The 21,203-nt window shown below is 43.0% G+C and carries 14 protein-coding genes; 9 read left to right on the top strand and 5 right to left on the bottom strand.

All coding sequences use genetic code 11. The annotated features are described in order from the left end of the window. Window positions 1-57 precede the first annotated feature (57 nt). From FHW88_RS21495 to FHW88_RS21475, 5 genes are all read left to right on the top strand, one after another. Window positions 58-1,587 carry a glycoside hydrolase family 32 protein gene (locus tag FHW88_RS21495; protein ID WP_176627871.1) on the top strand — a complete coding sequence of 510 codons (1,530 nt, stop codon included), beginning with the start codon at window positions 58-60 and terminating at the stop codon, window positions 1,585-1,587. Between the two features lie 254 nt (window positions 1,588-1,841). Beyond that, entirely contained in the window at window positions 1,842-2,666 is an 825-nt protein-coding gene (locus FHW88_RS21490; protein WP_176627870.1) for a family 16 glycosylhydrolase, read from the top strand. Between the two features lie 265 nt (window positions 2,667-2,931). After that, on the top strand, window positions 2,932-3,330 hold the full coding sequence (locus FHW88_RS21485) for a response regulator (RefSeq protein ID WP_176627869.1): 399 nt from the start codon (window positions 2,932-2,934) through the stop codon (window positions 3,328-3,330). Window positions 3,331-3,814: 484 nt separating this feature from the next. Then, window positions 3,815-7,135, top strand: a complete 3,321-nt coding sequence (locus tag FHW88_RS21480; protein ID WP_176627868.1) for a SusC/RagA family TonB-linked outer membrane protein — start codon at window positions 3,815-3,817, stop codon at window positions 7,133-7,135. A gap of 11 nt (window positions 7,136-7,146) precedes the next feature. Further along, window positions 7,147-8,955 carry a RagB/SusD family nutrient uptake outer membrane protein gene (locus FHW88_RS21475; protein WP_176627867.1) on the top strand — a complete coding sequence of 603 codons (1,809 nt, stop codon included), beginning with the start codon at window positions 7,147-7,149 and terminating at the stop codon, window positions 8,953-8,955. Window positions 8,956-9,122: 167 nt separating this feature from the next. Here FHW88_RS21475 and FHW88_RS21470 read toward each other — a convergent pair whose 3' ends face one another. Next, complete coding sequence (locus FHW88_RS21470; RefSeq protein ID WP_176627866.1) at window positions 9,123-10,790, bottom strand: ArnT family glycosyltransferase; 1,668 nt, start codon at window positions 10,788-10,790, stop codon at window positions 9,123-9,125. 32 nt (window positions 10,791-10,822) lie between these two features. After that, window positions 10,823-11,803 (bottom strand): glycosyltransferase, encoded by a 981-nt coding sequence (locus FHW88_RS21465; protein WP_176627865.1) that lies wholly within the window; start codon window positions 11,801-11,803, stop codon window positions 10,823-10,825. Between the two features lie 112 nt (window positions 11,804-11,915). Between FHW88_RS21465 and FHW88_RS21460 the strand changes: the two genes are divergently transcribed. After that, a complete protein-coding gene (locus tag FHW88_RS21460; protein ID WP_176627864.1) occupies window positions 11,916-12,818 on the top strand; it encodes a tetratricopeptide repeat protein in 903 nt (300 codons plus the stop codon). Here the strand turns inward: FHW88_RS21460 and FHW88_RS21455 are convergent, their stop codons facing one another. The 3 genes from FHW88_RS21455 to lpdA form a co-directional block, all read right to left on the bottom strand. Next, window positions 12,819-13,259: a sterol desaturase family protein gene (locus FHW88_RS21455; protein ID WP_176627863.1), complete on the bottom strand. Its 441-nt coding sequence runs from the start codon at window positions 13,257-13,259 to the stop codon at window positions 12,819-12,821. It abuts the gene before it with no gap. Between the two features lies 1 nt (window position 13,260). Then, window positions 13,261-13,881: a TlpA family protein disulfide reductase gene (locus FHW88_RS21450; protein WP_090534442.1), complete on the bottom strand. Its 621-nt coding sequence runs from the start codon at window positions 13,879-13,881 to the stop codon at window positions 13,261-13,263. Between the two features lie 112 nt (window positions 13,882-13,993). Further along, a complete protein-coding gene (lpdA, locus tag FHW88_RS21445) occupies window positions 13,994-15,397 on the bottom strand; it encodes a dihydrolipoyl dehydrogenase (RefSeq protein WP_176627862.1) in 1,404 nt (467 codons plus the stop codon). A 276-nt stretch (window positions 15,398-15,673) separates the two neighbouring features. On the opposite strand from lpdA, the gene FHW88_RS21440 reads away from it, so the two are divergent. The 3 genes from FHW88_RS21440 (at window position 15,674) to FHW88_RS21430 (ending at window position 21,052) form a co-directional block, all read left to right on the top strand. Next, a complete protein-coding gene (locus tag FHW88_RS21440) occupies window positions 15,674-17,530 on the top strand; it encodes a CocE/NonD family hydrolase (protein ID WP_176627861.1) in 1,857 nt (618 codons plus the stop codon). A gap of 177 nt (window positions 17,531-17,707) precedes the next feature. After that, window positions 17,708-19,378, top strand: a complete 1,671-nt coding sequence (locus FHW88_RS21435) for a M1 family metallopeptidase (RefSeq protein WP_176627860.1) — start codon at window positions 17,708-17,710, stop codon at window positions 19,376-19,378. A 12-nt stretch (window positions 19,379-19,390) separates the two neighbouring features. Further along, window positions 19,391-21,052, top strand: coding sequence for a M1 family metallopeptidase (locus FHW88_RS21430; protein WP_176627859.1), 1,662 nt, complete (start codon window positions 19,391-19,393; stop codon window positions 21,050-21,052). Window positions 21,053-21,203: the final 151 nt, after the last annotated feature.

Genomic DNA, 21,203 nt, shown 5'->3' with positions numbered 1-21,203 from the left:
AATACCATAAGTTTTTGCATACCCTGCCAAATGTATAACCTATTAAAAGCTTAAATTATGAAAACAAAATGCGGCACATTAATACTGCCCCTCCTTATTGCTTTAAATTGTATTTGTAAGGCCCAGGATTCCTCCCCAAAACCTTATGCCGATGAGCATCGCCCCCAGGTACACTTTTCGCCGGCCCAACATTGGATGAATGATCCAAATGGTATGGTTTATTATAACCATACTTATCATTTATTTTTCCAGTATTATCCTAAAGACATTGTATGGGGACCTATGCACTGGGGGCATGCGGAAAGTAAAGACCTAATCCACTGGAAACAGTTACCTATCGCATTGTATCCGGATAGCCTTGGATATATTTTTTCTGGTAGCGCTGTTGTCGATTCCAATAATACAACCGGTTTTGGTAAAAATAGCAAAATACCCCTGGTAGCCATATTCACCCATCATGATCCTAAAGGAGAAAAAGACGGTACCGATAAGTTTCAAAACCAAAGTCTTGCCTATAGCCTGGATGGTGGCGGCACATGGACTAAATACAGCGGCAACCCGGTTTTAAAAAACCCCGGAATCCGGGATTTCCGCGACCCCAAAGTCATGTGGTATGGCCCGGAGAAAAAATGGGTAATGACCCTTGCAACTCAAGATCATATCTCCTTCTATTCGGCCCCTGACCTGAAAAACTGGAAAAAAGAAAGTGAGTTCGGCATCAAAGCAGGTGCGCACGGTGGTGTATGGGAATGCCCCGATCTGTTCCCGCTAAAAATGAACGGAAAAACCTACTGGATCCTGATCGTAAACCTTAATCCCGGCGGGCCTAACGGCGGTTCGGCAACGCAATACTTTGTGGGAAATTTTGACGGGAACAAATTTAGCCCCCTTGATTCAAATACAAGATGGCTTGACTACGGCCCCGACGAATATGCAGGCATTACCTGGAGCAATACCGGCAGCCGTAAAATATTTTTAGGGTGGATGAGCAACTGGCAATATGCCAACCAAGTACCCACAAAGGCCTGGCGCAATGCTGCAACCATTCCACGTGAGCTTAGCCTGAAACAAAGCAAAGGCCAAATTTTATTGGTATCCAAACCGGTGAATGAACTAAAAAATATTGAAGAAAAAACAATTGTGTTAAAGCAGCCCGTGGTTAACAGGTCTCTTGATCTTACTTCAAAAATTAATAAGCTCAAAAGCCGGTATGTTTTAAAATTGAGCTTTGCTACCTTAAAAGATTATAGCATCGGGCTGTCAAACACTAAAGGTGAAGAACTGCTTATTGGTTATGACCCTGCCAAAGATGAATACTATATAGATCGTACCAAAGCCGGAAAAATGGATTTCCAAAAGAATTTCTCCGGCCGTTTTACGGCTCCGCGGCTAAGCGCTGTTAAAAATTCCGACCTCATTTTAGTAGTCGACAAATCATCAGTAGAGTTATTTGCCGACGGAGGCTTAACCACCATGACTGCAATCTATTTCCCAACCGAAGATTTCAACAACCTTACAGTTAAAACCACCGAAAAATTAGCCATTAACAATATCAGCATTTCCGGATTGAGATCTATCTGGAAATAACCGGCGACAGTAAGCTCTGAAAGGTTGTTTTCATCCCGAAAACAACCTTTTTCATTTCCGGGCATTTCGGGGCACTCTCTCCAATCGCTTTATCGTATCGTTATATTATAATATTAATATATAATACCCCCCATAAATTCCAGTTTTGCCCCCTATCCATGGGATTTTAAGTATGTTAATTTGTGTTACCAATTAACCAGTACTCTCATTAACTATCGGGAGAAGCACACCTATTAACCTAAAAAATCTTTATTATGAAAAATTTAACTTTTATTTTAATTGCATTTATTGTGATTACATCGTTTTTTGCATGTAGAAAAGATAATGCAGCTACCGCCAATTCCGCCGCAAATACTTCAGCCAGTCATCTTGCAACTAATACGGTATCATGGGTAAATGTTATTCCTTCTACCTCCTTTAGCTCGTACAGCACTTATTGGAATGACCTGTATCCATGGGGATCTGATCATAATGGGTCTGCCCGTATGCGCTCTCAAAATATTTCAGTTTCCGGAGGAGTGCTTACACTAACCAGCGCGCCAAGCGGCAGCGTTGGCAACAGCAATAAAGATCCATATTTACCGATCCATTATTACTCAGGGACAGTTTATGCCAAGACAGTACCTGTGGTAACCGACTCCTGGCCTAAGTGGCATTTTAAAGGTGAATTTCAGTGCGAATCACAAACTGGCACATGGCCTGCCTTTTGGGTAACAGGAGCCGACTCATGGCCACCAGAAAGCGATTTTATGGAATTTAAAGGAAGTGCAACCTGCTGGACAAACACCTACAAAAATGCAAGCGGAGGCTGGTCAAGTGTGGGTACAACTATTTCCAGCCCCGGAAACTGGCACACTTATTCGGTTTATATGACCAAGACGAATGCGACCGACGTGTCCATCGAATACTGGATAGATGGTTCTTTAAAAAGCACCCAAACCGGCGCTAACTTTGTTGGGAAAAACCTGAATATCATTATTGATTACCAAATGGAAGGGTCGTCAGGATCACCCGGTCCTACCGGAACCACCTATATGCGCGCAAGGAATGTAATTGTTGAAAAAAGCGCTACATTATAGCTTTAACCAAATTATAAGCTTGCTTCTCCGGTACCGGTGATATTCCTGGATCATTAAAACTAAAAAGGGTATGTATACGCAAAAGCGAAATGCATGCCCTTTTAGCTATTACTTTCAAAAATAGTACCACACATAATTTATAAATAAATTAATCAATACTACAACAACTTTTCACAATTGTAGATTGAGCGTAGTAATACTATCCATTTTTTTAAAAAGCGGATAATATATCTTAACTTATGCAACAATATCATAATTATCAATTATGTTCCGATTACTCTTTATTGATGACAGTAAACTTGACCATATTATACTGGACAAGCTTATTGCAGGAATTGAAGATTTTAAACCCGTGTCACATAGTTACGACGGTGAAGATGCGTTAAAATCATTGACAGACAACCCGGCGGACTGCCCGGATGTTATTTTTCTGGACATCAGGATGCCCAGGTTTGATGGCTGGGATTTCCTTGAAGGCTTTAGGGACCTGTACCCTGCATTGCCGGTTAAACCGCTACTCTATGTATTTTCGTCATCCATCGATCCAACAGACCGTGAGCGGGCGCTTAGCTATAGCTATGTGACCGGCTTTTTTAGCAAACCGGTTTCACGGCCGGTGCTTGAACAAGTATTAACGGCCTGTATTGAGCGTTCGAAAACATAAGGATGATTACCCATTTCACAGGTGTTCAATTTTTAAAAGTGTGAACACTTTGTATTTTTCGCCAAAAAAATAGCACTAATAATCAACAACTTACATCTGTGTTAAAATACACCAAACCGTGTTTTGAACAAACTATCGTTGATAATCAAGCCATTACAAAATAGCATTCCCAAAAGTTGAACAGCTGCTTTTTAAAAAATTGAACACTGACAAGATGTTGTCATCAATATCTGATTCCTTACCAAATTTTGCTCACATGCCGCAGGGTAAAATCACTCAGTATGATAACCTTTTAATCATATCATAGGTAGTACTTAAACATATCACTGAGCTAAATCTCTTAATTATACCGGCAAATCCTTCCCTTCCCAAAAAAGAATCTCATTCATTAATGAGTATAATAAAACCCTGTGTGTGTCTTTATGGTGATTGAGCGGATAGCGCCGATCATTACACTAAGTCATAAACCTAAAATTTAAGAACTATGAGTTTTTTTTACCAAAAAAAGTATTCGGCGAGGTGCCTTTTAGTTTTTTTGCTGCTGATAGGCATGGGTTATCATGCTGCGGCACAAAGCCGTCAAATCAGCGGTACTGTCACAGATTCAACCTCCAGGGAACCCCTGCCTGGTGTAACTGTGCAGGTTATGGGCACTACCAATGGCATCCAAACTGATGTAAATGGCAAGTACAAACTAACCGTTAATCCGGGGGCAAAATTATCCTTTGCTTTTGTGGGCTATAATACGCGTAGAGCAACTGTTGGCGACGACGCTGTCATCAATATTCAGTTATCAGGCAAAAGAAGCGATCTGGAAGAGGTTGTAGTGGTTGCTTACGGTACACAAAAGAAACCGTCGGTGGTAGGTGCCATTGCCACGGTGAGCTCAAAAGTTTTTGAAGACCGCGGGCCAACCAATAACCCTATTGCCAATTTACAGGGCCAGGTTCCGGGTTTGGTGGTAACCAGGAGCTCGGCGCAGCCGGGGCGCGAAAACTGGAACTTTCAGATCCGCGGAGCAACCTCCGTTAACGGACAGGATCCCTTGGTCATTTTGGATGGGGTTGCCCTTAACAATAACAACGAGCTGAACTCTATCAATCCAAATGATATCGACAATATTTCGGTTTTGAAGGATGGTTCGGCTTCAATATATGGTGCACGCGCTGCTTATGGTGTTGTACTGATCACTACCAAAAAAGGTAAAGCAGGTAAAATGGTGATCCAGTATGACCCTTCTGTGTCTCAGAAATTGTTAGGCCTTCAGCCCAAGATGACCAACATTGATCAGTGGGCAAATGGCCTGCTTCAGGCCCGAACAAATGATAATTATGGAGTAGCGCCAACAACCGATCTTTGGTACCAACTGGCCAACTTCGCGCTGGCCAATAAAGGCACGGTGGTACTGGCATCGCAGATTCCCGGAAACACCACCGGAGGTATCACTGCAAATTCATTTTATAACGGCTTGCCTGTACCAGCATTCCTCGATGTAAAGGAACTCGACTTTATTGATGTATCACTACAACAGTACATATGGGGAAGGGCTACTTCAACACAACACAATTTTTCGGTATCAGGCGGAACAGAAAAAAACACTTATCGTGTTTCGTTAGGGTATTTAAATGACGGCAGCCAGCTCCGGATAGGCAATAACGGTAATCAACGTTATAACCTCAGACTTAATAACAGCTACAGATTCAGCGATAAAGTGCAACTGGAAACCAATATTTCGCTTGAGCAAAACAACATCCAGCAGCCAACCATGTACACTTCCGGAAGTTACAGTGCGCTTGGAAACGGATTTCAGATCGGTTTGCCTATGTTCACGCAATCTGGCCGGCCATATCAATGGGGAGGAGTAACAAGTCCCGCGGGACTATTAAGGGATGGAGGCGACAACCTGGAAAATAATAGCCGGGCACTGTTAAACTCAACGCTTACCTATAATTTTATGAAGCACCTTACCTTTACCGGAACAGCGGGATATAACGTTTGGTGGCAGGATGACCGTGTGCAAACCAAAACGGTTCGCCTTTATTCATACGATGATAAATACCTGACCGGGACTACCGCGCCGGCAGGTGGTACTTCGGGAGGGAGCCAAAACTATTTCCGTGCTAATATCAATGATAAATATTATAACCTGATAGGACGTGTTACCTATGCCAATACCTTTAACAAAGTACATGACGTATCATTAATGATCGGCAGCTCCTACGAAAGGGATGAGTATGATATGTTTAATACACGTACTTACAATTTGGGCAGCGATGATGTGCCTTCTTTAAATTTGGGGCTGAGCAGTTCGTTGGCCGGTTTTGTAACCAACGACGAACAGCGCAATCACTACGCCCTGGGTTCATATTTTGCAAGAGCTACCTACGCATATAAAGGCAAATATCTGTTTGAAGGAACCGGCAGGTATGATGGTTCTTCAAAATTTATTGCAGATAAACGCTGGAAACCATTTTACAGCCTCATGGGCGGCTGGCGCTTAGGCGAAGAAAGCTTCATCAAGAAAACAAATATTTTTAGCGAGTTAAAGCTACGGGCCTCTTACGCTACGTCGGGCAGCCAGGGCGGTATCGGCCTTTATGATTACCTGCAATCGCTTAATGTCGGGAACAGCAATACCCTTTTAGGTTCAGCGCTCGCAACCGCCACTACCACCACCGGAAACCTGGTTTCGCTTAACAGGACCTGGGAAACAGTGATTAAACGGAACATTGGTATTGATTTCGGCCTATTAAACGGCCGCTTAAACGGAACTTTTGAAGTTTTCCGCAATCAGAATAAAAATATGCTGGTAAGTGTTACCTATCCGGCGGTTTTGGGTATCGGCGCGCCGCAGTCAAACAACGGCGACCTGAAAACCTGGGGATGGGAAGGGCAATTAACCTGGAGAGACCACGTTGGGCAGGTAACTTACAGCATTTCGGGTAATATTACCAACAGCCAAAACAAATTGGTATATTTTAACGGCGTTCCGGCATTAGGTGCGGGTTATAATGCTACCGTTGAGGGTTATCCGCTTGGGTCATATTTCGGCCTTAAATACGGAGGCCGTTTCCAAACACAGGCACAGGTTGATACCTATAACTCCACCTATTATGCCCCCGGCGGAGTGATTAATACTATCGGCATACCTGTAGCCACCCCTTTAACCAACCTGCCGGGTCAAAACTCAGGCTTACGTCCGGGAGATAATTATTTTGTTGATGTTAACCACGATGGTAAGCTTACTACAGGTACATCGGCAAAAGATATGGGCGACCTTGTTTATTTAGGCAGCGATGTTCCGCGCTATACTTTTGGTTTGACATTAAGCCTGCAATGGAAAGGTTTTGATTTTACAAGCATTTTTCAAGGGGTAGGTAAACGGACAATATTCAGGGCCAATGGTGGTGCAAATAATTGGCGCGTACCTTTTGCCGCCGTTTACCAGGCGCAAACCACCCAATGGGTTGGTAAAACCTGGACCCCTGAAAATACAAATGCCTATTACCCTAACCTGCATAGCAATGGAATTAATGGTTACAACTACCAGATTTCAAGCTGGTCTGTTGAAAACGGCGCTTATGTACGCCTGAAAAACCTTGTTATCGGTTATACCTTACCAAAATCGTTAACAGAGCGCACCAAAGCTATCAGCCGTTTAAGGTTCTACATTTCGGGAAGCGACCTGTGGGAATACAGCAAAATTCATGATGGCTGGGATCCTGAAATGACCAGGACCACTGCAGGCAACGAGCGTTATCCATTTTACAGGTATGTAACCGTAGGCGCAAACATTACTTTTTAATTGAAATGATTATGAAAAATATTTACCGGAGGATCTTCAGTATCCTTTCAATAATTATTGTTACAGGCTTGTTCGCCTGCAACAAGTCACTTAACCTTAAACCGCAGGACCAGCTATCGGATCCGGCATATTTTAAGTCGGCCAGTGATTTTAAAACATTTGCTAACCAATATTATGGTTATCTCCGTAATTTCAACAATTCGTTTGCAGATAACCCTCATTATGACGGGCGTGCCGATGTATTTGGCGGAGGTGGCGTTTATGGCGCCGGTATCAATACAGTGCCGGCAAGTGATAGTTACTGGAATAATAATTACTCGCGGATCAGGAACTGCAATTATTTACTTGAAAAGGCAGCCACATTTACCGATCAGGCCAGTATCAGCCAGTTTGTTGCCGAAGCCAAATTTTTCAGAGCTTACTGTTATTTTGAATTACTGCAGCTTTATGGCGGCGTTCCGCTGATCACCAAAACGCTGAACCTTGATTCGCCCGAACTATATGGCACCAGGGCGTCACGCGATCAGGTAGTTGATTTGATTGTTGCCGATCTGGAAGCGGCCATACCAAATCTGCCTGCATCCATCTTAGCCAATTCTGCAGATTTTGGCCGGGTGAGCAAACCTGCCGCGCAAGCGTTTTTAGGAAGGGTTGCACTTTATGAAGGCACATGGCAAAAATTCAGAAACGGTGATGCTGCCCGTTATAATATGCTGCTCGATAAATCGGCCACGGCTTCCAGCGCGGTGATAACCAGCAATCAATTTGCACTTTTCGGTACCCCGGCTTCAAATGCCCTGGGCGGTAATAGTACCATATTGGGCGACTCTGCGCAGAAATACCTTTTTATCCTCGAAAATCCAAAATCAAACCCGGCTTCAGTTACCAAAACTGCTAATCATGAGTACCTTTTATCGTACCGTTATGATGATGTGAGCAAAACAATCGGAACAAATATCAGCAGGCAGGGAACGCAGATTGGGCCTCAGCATAAATACGTGAACGCGTTTTTGTGCCAGGATGGATTGCCTATTGAAAAATCGCCCCTGTTCCAGGGTTTTGAAACTTACGGATCGGAATTTATAAACCGCGATAATCGTTTAAAGTACACTATCCAGGTTAACAATATGTACTACTGGTACGGTAACGCCAATTACCGGGTAACCTGGCTAAATGACGCCGCTGATATTGCTTTATCTATGGGAAAAGTTGTTAAGATTGGCGGTTATACCAATCAAAAATGGGTAACCGAACGCAACTGTCCGGATACCAAAGAGTCGGAAGATTACCCGGTGATCCGCTATGCCGAAGTATTGCTGAACTATGCTGAAGCGGTTTATGAACGTGACGGTGCCATAACAGATGCCGATCTCAACAAATCGCTCAACTTGGTGCGCCTGCGTGTTAATAAAAATATGCCGCCATTAACCAATGGTTTCGCAGGTGCAAACGGATTGGATCTGCGTACGGAGATCAGGAGGGAACGCTTTATTGAGCTTTATTATGAAAACTTCAGGTTTGACGATATTAAGCGCTGGCATAGTGCCGCTACCGACCTGGTTACCAACACCGGCGGTACCGCCTATGGAAACATCAGTGCTTTTGTAAGCCCGTGGCCGGTAGGTATTAAATTTAAAGGTACACAGGCCGATGTTGGACCAAACCCTTTAAAGCCTGCTCCTACCAACGCGTTAGATGCCAACGGTCAGCTGATCCTTGACAATACAGCGCGTAATTTTTCGGAAAAAAATTATTTATACCCGATCCCGGCGCAACAAATTACCCTTAATCCAGCTTTAACACAAAATCCGGGCTGGTAAATTTATTTAAACAATCAAAAGGCTGCCTCAGGGACAGCCTTTTGATTGTTATGTGTTATCACCCTATAATAACAAACCTGGCCTAAATAGATACTTCCGTTTATAACGTTTAAACAAGAGAAAGTAGTTGTTAATTTTGGCATGGCCAATTTATAGCGGGCGTTGCTCTACCTGATCCTGATCAAATAAAATTGATCCAAAGTAGTATTCCTCTTCTTTTTGATGATAAAGGGCAGGCTCAGGTTTTCATGAGGAAAATCCTGGAAAGCTTTTATTATAGTATAAGCAATCCCTTTGTTTTTTAATTCGGCTACCGCTTTTTCATCGGCTACTATAATCCGGTTTTTCAGACTGTCTGTTTTTAGAATATCATCAATGTTACTATAAGTCGCTTCGCCTTTGTAATAAAAATCGAAGGTATTTGATAAAACCGCGGCACTCACTTTTTCCCGTGGATAGTTTTGATTGAGGTATTCGGCGGCCGAAAGATCCCCGCGGTAATCAACAATAATAGGATAAGCTACGGTCACCAGGTAGGCATTCACTAAAACAGACACTGCGCAGGTAAATAAAAACACAGGCTGATAAATTTGTGTTGGCTTTTTATAAATGTAGATGGACAATCCAATAAACCCTGCAATCAACAAAACAAATACCGGCCAGCATTCGGGTGCGAAAATGAAATTAAGCACGATAACAGCAACCAATAAAAGCCCTGTCATGATATATTGAGTTATCTTGAAAAACTTAAATTCGGCGCCAGCTTTTAATGAACTAATAAAAACCGCGGTTATAATAGCAAAAAACGGGAACAGGATATTAGTGTAAAAAGGCAGCTGAAATTTGGAAGCTGAAAAGATCAGCAACATTAATACGCTTCCCGAGATACACAGATACTCGGGCTGGGTTATACCTTTAATCATTTTCCTGACGGTAGCATAAAGTGCATAGAACAGGAGAATAGCCCATGGCGCGAAAGCCCACAGCAGGGTATGAACAAAAAATAGTTTGTCGCCGTGTGTATTCGTAATGTAACCGTTATTGTTAAAACGCCCGAACTGGCTGTCCCACAAAAACCAATGGATGCCTGAAATCCCGGTGCGACCGAAAACAACTTTTTCGGGGTGAAGATCAAACTGGGTATATACCGAATAAATTTCGGGTAAAGTAAATATCACCACCAATATAAACGAGAGCAGCCATTTCCAATGGAACACGCCTTTGATATTCCCCTTAAATAAATAATCGCCAATAATTGACGCCCCAATTGGGATGAGCAGGTAGATGCCTTTAGTCATCACCGCGCAGGCAGTAAATACTGATGCCAGCAGCATATCGGCCATGCTGAACCGTTCTTTTACTTTATAAAAATGGTAAACGGCCCCCATGAGCAGGCCCATAATATAAGGCTCGGCACGTACATCCGTATTTGACATTACGCTATGTTGAGCGGTAAGCAGGATCAGGATAGCGATAATCGCTGTTTCACCGCCATAAAACTTTTTGGCAAGCGTGTAAGTGTACGCCACCGACATGAAAAAAAACAGCAGGGCTGGCAATTTATAAGCAAAAGTATTGATGCCGAAAATCTTAAAACTGATAGCGATAATCCAGAAGGGGAAATGCGGTTTATCCAGCCAGTCGGCACCGTGATACATCAGATCGGTAAAGTTATTGTTTTGTACCATGCTCCGGGCCAGGGCCGAATACAAGGCCCCATCATCAGTAAAGAATTTGATGCCGATACCGGCTACATTAAGCACGATAGCTAATAACAGCACAATAAAATAAGGCCGTTTTTGCGATGAAAAAATTGAAGCTGCTGTACTCTCCACTAAAAATATTTATGCCCAAAAATAGCTGAATTTTAATTATTCCAGGGCAGGTATTTGGGTTGATCGCGATTGATCAGTTCGGGCTTGGCTGAATTTAACACCTGACCGTTCAAAACCCGTTCGTACAGGGCTAAATATTCCTTTGCCATCTTGCCGATACTGAAATTATCGGCAGCATATTGATGGCAATATTGTTTATTAAAGCTTTCAACGTTTTTAAGTCCGGTAGCCAATTCTGTTTTACTTGCCGATAACATACCAACTTCCGTAGGTACGAGCTCGGGCAGCGAGCCGTAAGGTGTACCGAAAACCGGGCAGCCGAAATAAAGACTTTCAACAATAGCTATCCCAAATGGCTCATGCCACAGCACCGGGAAAAGCAGGGCTTTTGAACTGTTCATTACAACTGACTTCGCTTCATCGCCCACCATCCCTTTGAAACGGACATTTAAGTTGGGTGTAAAGCGTAATCCCATTTTCAGGTTGAGGCGGGTACCTCCAAGTACCACCAGTTTATTACCACTCATGGTAGCTACATCGATGGCCCCTTTTACATTTTTAATCCGCCAGGCTGCCTTAGCCAGAAAATGGGTATGGGTGCGCTTATTATCGAGCATAGGTTCTTGATAATCGGCAGTGTCTATCGCGTTATGCACAAAAACTGTTGAGCCGTGCCTTTGTGCATGATTGGCCGACACAAATACCGAGTTAACATCTAATTGCAAACCACCAGGGTTATTATGAACAGTTACGATATATGGCTTTTTAGTAAAACCACTCACCTGGAACTGGAAATGAACCACATCAATATCATCGGGCACCTGTTGGTTTATGTCAACAGCCGGATCGTAGATCAACACCCTCGCAAATGGACAGCTTGAGCCTGCACCTACCAGATAAATAATTTGATGCCCCAATCGGTTCAGCTCGCGGCCAAGCCACCAGATGATACGCTCGGTACCGCCATATTTAGTAGCAGGAATTGGGGTGTTGTTTACGATGAGGATATTCATAGATGTTGGAGGCAAAGGTAATAATCTGCGTATTCTATTTCAGCCTTTAACAAAATGCATTAATAGTTTTAAGAGATTTGTATATTCACTCAAAAATCTATTTCCTGTCACAATGAAACTTAAGTTAACATTTCTATCGATAGCTGTTACCTGCTTTATTCAGCCAATTTTTGCCCAAAACTACATGGCCGATTTTAAGGCTCTTGTTGCTAAAGATGATACCGCCGCTGCATTTAAAATATTACAAGCCTGGCAAAAGACCGGTATAAATGATCCTGATTTTTATATAGCCAGCTATAATTATTATGCCAAAAAGGGGCTAACCGAAGTACTCAGCCTTCAAAAAGACCAGCCGGCGGGTCAAAGTTTTCAGCTTACCGATAGTACGGGCAAAGTTGCCGGCTATCTTGGTGGTGGCCAAACTTCTTATAATTTAATTTATCTGAATAAGGGGTTCGAATATATTGATACCGGCATAGGTAAATTTCCGGCGCGACTGGACATGCGTTTCGGCAAAGTTTATCTGCTCGGCAAAATTGAAAACTACAAAGCTTTTTCAGAAGAAATTATCAAGGCTGTTAACTACGGCCAAACTATCGGTTTTAAATGGATCTGGAGTGGGGGCAAACCAGTTGAAGATCCGGAAAATTTTATGCTTAGCAATATTCAAACTTATATCATCCAATTAAATAACGCCGGCGATCAAAACATGGATTATATCCGTGATATTTCCCTGGCCATTTTGAAATACAAGCCAAATAATGTTGTCAGTCTTTCCGATCTCTCTATCAGTTATCTTACCAAAAAGGACTACCCTCGCGCGTTGGAGACATTGCTGAAAGCCGAAAAACTGGCACCGCATGACTACATCGTTTTAAATAACATTGCCTATTGTTACGAATTGCAAGGAAATAAACCCAATGCACTCAAATACTATCAGCTTGTGAAACAATATGGCAACGATGAAGCAAAAGCAAGCGCAGATAAAAAAATAGCCGAGCTCAATAAAAAATAGTCATTTCCTAAACCACTTTCTGCTCGCCACCAACAACCCAAACTCTTCTGAAGGGTATTTCTCCGTTGATTTATGATGAATTTTATGCGCCCGGCGGATGCCGGCCAAATAACGATTATCACTTTTAAAAGCTTTGAAACGATTATGGATAAACCAGTCGTGGAAAATGAAATAAATGATACCATAGATGCTGATACCAGTACCAATCCAAAACCGGTAGTCCAGAGTTAAATGCCCTATCCATATCAGCCATAAAGCAAAACCAGCGAAGCCAATACTGAATAGGTCGTTCAGTTCAAACCAGCCATGCCTTTGTTGATGATGTGTTTTGTGAATAAACCATAATGGCCCATGGAAAAGGTATTTATGCATAGCCCAGGAGATGAGTTCCATCAACGCAATGGTTAATACTACAATTCCTATATCTGCCAATACTATCATATCATTTAGCGGTTAAGCTTCGGGCTATCAGGTCTTTCATCTTTTGGGTATTTTCATCTTCGTAATCACCGTAGCCGGTCTTCTTTAAAATCAACTTCCCTTTCTTATTAAAGATAATCACCGTTGGATATCCTCTGAAACCAAACTGCCTGTCGGGGCATTTGGTTTTATCCTCAGGCGTATATTTTGCTAATACCTTACCGGTGTAAATCTTTTCGTTACAACCTGGTATAAAATACACAGGCAATTTAAAATCGTCCCGCATACTGTAATGTTTATACAGGTTAACAAAGTTAGTCATCGATTTATCCTGTGTTATAAACCGCTTAACTATCCCGCTATCGGTTTGGCATAAGGTTATGAAACAAAATTTTTTATTGTCTTTATATTGGGCGTAAAGCTTGTGCAGCATGCCCATTTCACGAAAACAAGGCGGACAGGGCACAAACCAGCAATCAATAAACAGCACTTTATTTTGGCCTAATTGCTTTAGCGTGGTATGCTTTCCGTTGATGTCGTAAACCTCAATATCAGGTATTGATTTAATTTTTTTGGTTTGCGCATGAACTACACAGCCAAGCAAAATAAAAAATGCGAATAAGGAGCAGGTTATTACTTTCATAGCCGAAGTATTTACCGCTAACTTAAAATTAAAAAAGCGGCTATCAAATGATAACCGCTTTTAAATATTTGAAATTAAAAATCCGAAATCGAAAATCCGATATCCGAAATTATTAAATATGTATCGCCCTGTTTTCAGTAGCGGCTAAACATGCTTCGCGCATCGCTTCAGTATAGGTTGGGTGGGCATGGCTCATGCGCGAAATATCTTCGGCACTTGCACGGTACTCCATCGCCACAACAGCTTCCGCTATCATATCGGCAGCACGCGGACCAATCATGTGTACACCTAAAATCTCGTCGGTAGTGGCATCGGCCAATACTTTTACAAAGCCGTCTAGGTCACCGCTGGCGCGGGCACGGCCACTTGCTTTGAATGGAAATGAACCGGTTTTGTATTTAACACCGGCTGCTTTCAGCTGCTCTTCTGTTTGACCAACAGCGGCAACTTCGGGCCAGGTATAAACTACACCCGGGATCAGGTTGTAATCAATATGCGGTTTTTGGCCGGCAATAATTTCGGCAACCAGCGTACCTTCATCTTCAGCTTTGTGAGCAAGCATGGCACCTTTAATCACATCACCAATGGCGTAAACACCTTTTACTTTGGTTTCCAGGTGCTCGTCAACCGTAATTTTACGACCGCGTTCCTCAACAGTAATACCGATATTCTCTAAACCTAAACCATCGGTGTAAGCTATACGACCTACGGCTACCAGGCAATAATCGCCTTTCAGTTCCAGCTTTTCGCCTTTAGGGGTATCACAGCTAACGGTTACTTCTTTACCTTTTACTGTGGCGCCTGTAACTTTATGGCCGAGGTAAAATTCCATACCCAGTTTGGTCAGTACTTTTTGTAATTCACGGCCAAGGCCCTTATCCATAGTTGGGATAATGCCGTCCATAAATTCAATTACAGATACTTTGGCGCCTAAACGGGCATAAACCGAACCCAGCTCCAAGCCGATAACGCCGCCACCGATCAGTACCAGGTGTTTTGGCACTTCGCTCAGGCTTAATGCTTCGGTTGATGTAATAATGCGTTTTTTATCGATAGGCAAAAATGGCAATGCCGATGGTTTTGAACCAGTAGCGATGATCACATTTTTACCGGTAATCTCAGTAACGGTACCATCGTTCTTTTTAACAGTGATGGTGTTTTTATCTTTAAATGATCCTACACCAAAATGAGTGTCGATCTTGTTTTTCTTCATCAGGTAGCTGATACCGCTGGTGTTAGCATCAACAACTTCCTGTTTGCGCTTGATCATCTGTCCAAAATCTATCGAAAGATCTTTAAGGTTGATGCCATGGGTTTTAAAAGCATGGGCAGCATTGTGGTAATGCTCAGATGAATCCAACAGTGCCTTCGACGGGATACAGCCTACATTAAGGCAGGTACCGCCAAGGGTATTATACTTTTCAACAATTGCGGTTTTTAAACCAAGCTGGGCACAGCGGATAGCGGCTACATAACCACCGGGGCCCGAACCTATAACTATAACATCATATTGCATAGTAGTGTGTATTTTATGGTGGGCAAAGTTAAGGATTTTAAAGTTGCTTTTGAGAGATTAGTGATTGGAGATTAGAGGTTAGCAATTATTTTCTGAACCATGATTTTTGGGATTTAATCCCGGTTCAGACAAAAATCCGAAATCGAACATCCGAAATCCGACATAAAATTTATCCCATACCAACAGCTTTTTACCCAGTTTGTAACAGAACCATTGATAAATCGGTTTATCGTTAACTCTTTATTAAATTTAACCCAATTTAACACGACTGATCTTATGAAGAAAATCAACTTATTTTTTGTGCTGGTATTATTATATACCGGCGTTAATGCTCAAAGCAACTATGTAAAGGAGCATTTTACCAAAAAAGAGGTGTACATCACCATGCGCGATGGTGTAAAACTGTTCACCTCTATTTATACCCCAAAGGATGCTTCATCGCAAAATAAGTACCCGATGATGATGATGCGTACCTGCTACAGCATCGCCCCTTACGGCGAGGACAAATATCCGGCAAGGCTTGGCCCGTCTGAAATTATGATGAAAGAGGGCTATATTTTTGTTTACCAGGACGTACGTGGCCGCTGGAAAAGTGAAGGCACCTGGACCAACATGACGCCGGTTATCGATAACAAAAAAAGCAAAAAAGATGTTGACGAAGGTTCTGACACCTATGATACTATCGACTGGCTGGTAAAAAACGTAGCCAACAACAACGGTAAAGTCGGGCAGTATGGCATCTCCTACCCGGGCTTTTATACCGCGGCAGGCATCCTTTCAAACCACCCGGCCCTAAAAGCTTCATCTCCGCAGGCCCCTATTTCTGATTTCTTTTTTGACGATTTTCACCACAACGGTGCCTTCATTGAAGGGTACTTTTTCACCTTCCCGGTATTTGGTGTTCAAAAAACTGATACAACCAGCAAAGCCTGGTACTCCATGCTTAAACCCGATAGCAAAGACGGTTACCAGTATTTATTAGATCTTGGTCCGCTAAAAAATGCCGATAAATTTTATCATGATAACTTCTTCTGGCAGGAAACCATCAATCATCCTAATTACGATGAGTTTTGGCAAAAACGCGGTTTGCTGAAACATTACGGCAAAGTAAAACCTGCGGTGATGCTGGTTGGCGGCTGGTTTGATGCCGAAGACTTAACCGGTCCGATGGCTATTTATAAAACCATTAACAAGTCAGATCCAAATGCATATAACACCATAGTAATGGGGCCATTCGGTCACGGCCGCTGGTCGCGCGAAACCGGGCATACCATGCACAGCAATGTTTACTTTGGCGATAGCGTGGCTACCTTCTACCAAAAAAACATTGAAGCTAAATTCTTTAACCACTTCCTGAAAGGTAAGGGAGATAAAAATTCCGGCTTACCAAATGCTTATATGTTTAATACCGGTAAAAAGGAATGGGCAACATTTGATAAATGGCCTGCTGCTAATGCCGTACATGAAAAAATGTTTTTAGGCGCCGATGGCAAACTTGTAAATACCCAGCCTGCAACCGCAGGCTCTGTTTCATACATCAGCGATCCGCTTAAACCGGTTCCTTATACCGAGGACAATACCACTACCATGGGCTTTACGCCGCACAATTACATGAGCGAAGATCAGCGCTTTGCAGGTCGCCGTCCGGATGTGTTGGTTTACCAGAGCGAAGTATTAAATGATGATGTTACCCTTGGCGGCGAGATCATGGCGCACCTGAAAATTGCCACCACAGGTACCGATGCCGATTTTGTTGTTAAACTGATTGATGTATATCCGGCCGATGAACCGAACAACCCGTATATGCCAAACAAAAATATCATCCTTAGCAATTACTGGCAAATGGTGCGTTCGGAAGTAATGCCGGCGCGTTTCCGTAACAGTTTTGAAAAGCCGGAGGCCTTGGTGGCTAATCAAAAAACCGATGTAAATTTCCGCCTGCAGGATGTGTTGCACACCTTCAAAAAAGGTCACCGCATTATGATCCAGGTACAAAGTACCTGGTTCCCGATAGTAGCACGCAATCCTCAAAAATTTGTGGAAAACCCATATAAAGCCGACGAAAGCGATTACATCAAAGCAACCGAAACGGTTTATAATGATAGTTATATTGATGTGCAGGTGTTGAAGTAGAGGTTAGTGATTAGAGGTTGGAGATAAGAGGTTGGAGATAAGAGATTGGAGATAAGAGATTAGTCTTTCTCCATTTACCTTAAACACTTGGCCGGACCGTCCAATCCGGCCAAGTGTTTAAGGTAAATAAGCTTTAACTTAGTTTTATAGATCCTTTAACCTGACACAATTAAGCGCATGAAAATAAAACAACTATATTTTGCAGCATTCGCCTTACTCGGCGTAGCAACAATTGCCCAACCGGCAAGGGCGCAGCTCCTAAAGGAAAAAGAGCAATTCACCCATGCCGATTCGCTGCGTGGAATGCTTACGCCTTTGCGTACCTGTTATGATATCAATTACTATCACCTTGACGTTAAGATTGATATCGATAAAAAGTTTATCAGCGGCAGCAATCAGTTTAAATTCACCGCCACACAGGATTTCAATAAACTCCAGTTCGACCTGTTTGCTAACCTTAACATTGCTAAAGTTGTTTATAAGGGGAAAGAACTTGCCTATACCCGCGATGGCAACGCTGTATTCCTCAACTTTCCGCAAACCATAAGCAAAGGCAGTAAGGATGAATTTACTGTTTATTATTCAGGCAATCCAACTATAGCTAAAAACGCTCCCTGGGATGGCGGGCTGGTATTTAAAAAAGATTCATTAGGCAAACCCTTTGTAGCAACCGCCTGCGAAGGGATTGGCGCCAGTATCTGGTGGCCCAATAAAGATCAGCTGGCCGATGAGGTGGACAGCATGATGATCAGCATCAGTGTGCCAAAAGGTTTGAAAGATGTATCGAACGGTCGCCTGCGTAAAGTAACTCCGCTTAAGGATGGGTACACCCGGTTTGATTGGTTTGTGGCCAACCCGATCAATAATTACGATGTTGCTGCCAACATTGCCGATTATACTCATTTTGAAGATACCTATATGGGCGAAAAAGGCAAGCTTACGCTTGATTATTGGGTTTTGCCAACCAGTCTGGAAAAAGCAAAAAAACAATTTGCCGCCAATGTCAAGCCTATGTTGAAAGCCTTTGAGCACTGGTTTGGCCCCTACCCCTTTTATGAAGATGGCTATAAACTGGTTGAAACCCCACACCTGGGCATGGAGCACCAGGGAGCTGTAGCCTATGGCAATCACTTCATGAATGGTTATATGGGTTATGATTTATCGGGTACAGGCTGGGGCAGCAAATGGGATTATATCATCGTTCACGAAAGCGGGCACGAATGGTTTGGCAACAATATAACTGATAAAGACCTTGCCGATATGTGGATCCACGAAAGCTTTACCTGTTATTCTGAATCTCTTTTTGTAGAGGATAACTGGGGCAAAAAAGCCGGACAGGAATATAACTACGGTTTAAGGCTTACTATTAATAATGACGGCCCTATAGTTGGCGTTTACAATGTAAACAAAGAAGGCTCGGGCGATATGTACTCTAAAGGTGCTGTTTTCCTGAACATGATCCGCACTATTATTAATGATGATGAAAAATGGCGCGGCATCCTGCGCGGCCTTAACAAAACCTTTTATCATAAAACGGTTACTTATGACGATGTGGTAGGCTTCATCAACCAACAATCGGGCATGGATCTTTCGGCAGTTTTTGCTCAGTACCTGCATTACCGCAGCCTTCCTGTTCTTGAATTCACCAGTCATGAAAACAAGCTTTATTGCCGCTGGATAGCCGAAGCTAAAGATTTCAACATGCCTATCAGGGTGCGAATAAAGGGGGGCGAATACAAATTCATCATCCCAACAAAACAAATGAGCCCTGTTGAAATTGCAGGCGCCACCAAAGACAATATTGAAATTGATTATTTAAACTACTACGTGGGTGCGCTCATGGATTAACCCTCAACATACATGAAAAATAAGTTAAATATTTTTGCTGTCGCTTTAGGCCTTACCATAGTCGGCATAGCACCAAGCCAGGCGCAATTAGGCACCAACAGGCAAACATTTACCCGTGCCGATTCACTTCGGGGCAGCTTAACGCCGCTGCGCACCTGTTATGATATTAACTATTATCACCTGGATGTGAAGTTTGATATCGACAAAAAATTCATCAGCGGCAGCAACCTATTCAAATTCACGGCTACTCAAAATTTCACCAAACTTCAGTTTGATCTGTTTTCCAATTTAAAAGTAGAGAAAGTGGTGTATGAGGGCACCGAAATCCCCTTTACACGCGAGTTTAATGCGGTGTTTGTTACCTTCCCAAAAACCATAAAAAAAGGCAGCAAGGACGAGTTTACTGTCTATTATTCCGGTAACCCAACTATTGCCAAACGTGCCCCATGGGATGGCGGCGTGGTTTACACTACCGACTCATTAGGCAAACCGTGGGTGGCAACTGCCTGCCAAGGTATCGGCGCCAGTATTTGGTGGCCTACAAAAGATCATCAATACGATGAGGTAGACAGCGCCCTGATCAGTATCAGCGCACCTAATGGTTTAAAAGATGTGTCCAACGGCAGATTACGCAAAGTAACCGACCTGAATAACGGCTATACCCGGTTCGACTGGTTTGTGGCTAACCCCATCAACAACTATGATATAGAAGCCAACATTGGCGACTATGCCCACTTTGAAGGCACTTACCAGGGTGAAAAAGGCCCGTTAACGCTCGACTACTGGCCATTAAGTTACAATGTTGACAAAGCCAAAAAACAATGGGAGCTTGATGCGCCGCGAATGCTTAAATCATTCGAATACTGGTTTGGCCCTTATCCTTTTTATGAAGACGGCTATAAACTGGTTGAAACGCCACACCTGGGTATGGAACACCAAAGCGGTACCGCTTATGGCAACCACTACAAAAACGGCTATCTCGGTCGCGACCTTTCAGGCACCGGCTGGGGCCTAAAATGGGATTTCATCGTGGTACACGAAAGCGGTCATGAATGGTTTGGCAATAACATCACCTCAAAAGATGTGGCCGATATGTGGATCCATGAAAGCTTTACTAATTATTCCGAGTCATTGTTCATTGAAACCTATTACGGTAAACAAGCCGGGCAGGAATACGTGAACGGAACCCGTAAAAATATCCGTAACGACAAACCAATTGTAGGGCCGTATGGTGTAAACATGGAAGGTTCAGGTGATATGTATTATAAAGGCGGCAACCTGTTAAACATGGTGCGCACCATTATCAATAATGATGACAAATGGCGCAGCATCCTCCGCGGGCTTAACAAAACCTTCTACCATAAAACCGTTACCTATGACGATATTGTAGGCTATATCTGCAAACAGGCAGGCATGAACCTTGCTCCCGTATTTGACCAGTACCTGCATTATAAAGATATTCCAACCCTGCAGTTTGTAACTAAAGACGGCAAGCTTTATTCCAAATGGATTGCCAATGCCGAAGGTTTCAACATGCCGGTAAAGGTGCGTGTAAAAGGCGGTGAATACCAATTCATTAAACCTACCGATCAGTTTACCCCGGTTAAGATAGATGGTATCAACAAGGATAATGTAGAGGTCGATACATTTAATTATTACATTAAGGTTGATTGAATGGTTGATTGGGTGAATGGTTGATTCTTACCCCTGACAAAATAAAAAACAGGTGTCATGCTGAGCCTGTCGAAGCATCGCGGGTAGGGCCTCTGCGCGCGAGTCTTCGACAGGCTCAGACTGACAGGCCTTATTTAACCAACCACTCACC

It is taken from the genome of Mucilaginibacter sp. SG538B, from assembly GCF_013376065.1.
Taxonomy (GTDB): domain Bacteria; phylum Bacteroidota; class Bacteroidia; order Sphingobacteriales; family Sphingobacteriaceae; genus Mucilaginibacter; species Mucilaginibacter rubeus.
Note: the sequence above shows the minus strand (reverse complement) of the source record. Positions and strands in the feature narration are given on the sequence as shown.

Excerpts from the sequence above, each read along its gene's own strand:
- FHW88_RS21475 (WP_176627867.1), top strand. The coding sequence starts at position 7,147 with ATGAAAAATATTTACCGGAGGATCTTCAGTATCCTTTCAATAATTATT.
- FHW88_RS21495 (WP_176627871.1), top strand. The coding sequence starts at position 58 with ATGAAAACAAAATGCGGCACATTAATACTGCCCCTCCTTATTGCTTTA.
- FHW88_RS21450 (WP_090534442.1), bottom strand. The coding sequence starts at position 13,881 with ATGAAAGTAATAACCTGCTCCTTATTCGCATTTTTTATTTTGCTTGGC.
- FHW88_RS21430 (WP_176627859.1), top strand. The coding sequence starts at position 19,391 with ATGAAAAATAAGTTAAATATTTTTGCTGTCGCTTTAGGCCTTACCATA.
- FHW88_RS21455 (WP_176627863.1), bottom strand. The coding sequence starts at position 13,259 with ATGATAGTATTGGCAGATATAGGAATTGTAGTATTAACCATTGCGTTG.
- FHW88_RS21485 (WP_176627869.1), top strand. The coding sequence starts at position 2,932 with ATGTTCCGATTACTCTTTATTGATGACAGTAAACTTGACCATATTATA.
- FHW88_RS21440 (WP_176627861.1), top strand. The coding sequence starts at position 15,674 with ATGAAGAAAATCAACTTATTTTTTGTGCTGGTATTATTATATACCGGC.
- FHW88_RS21435 (WP_176627860.1), top strand. The coding sequence starts at position 17,708 with ATGAAAATAAAACAACTATATTTTGCAGCATTCGCCTTACTCGGCGTA.
- FHW88_RS21480 (WP_176627868.1), top strand. The coding sequence starts at position 3,815 with ATGAGTTTTTTTTACCAAAAAAAGTATTCGGCGAGGTGCCTTTTAGTT.
- FHW88_RS21465 (WP_176627865.1), bottom strand. The coding sequence starts at position 11,803 with ATGAATATCCTCATCGTAAACAACACCCCAATTCCTGCTACTAAATAT.
- FHW88_RS21490 (WP_176627870.1), top strand. The coding sequence starts at position 1,842 with ATGAAAAATTTAACTTTTATTTTAATTGCATTTATTGTGATTACATCG.
- lpdA (WP_176627862.1), bottom strand. The coding sequence starts at position 15,397 with ATGCAATATGATGTTATAGTTATAGGTTCGGGCCCCGGTGGTTATGTA.
- FHW88_RS21460 (WP_176627864.1), top strand. The coding sequence starts at position 11,916 with ATGAAACTTAAGTTAACATTTCTATCGATAGCTGTTACCTGCTTTATT.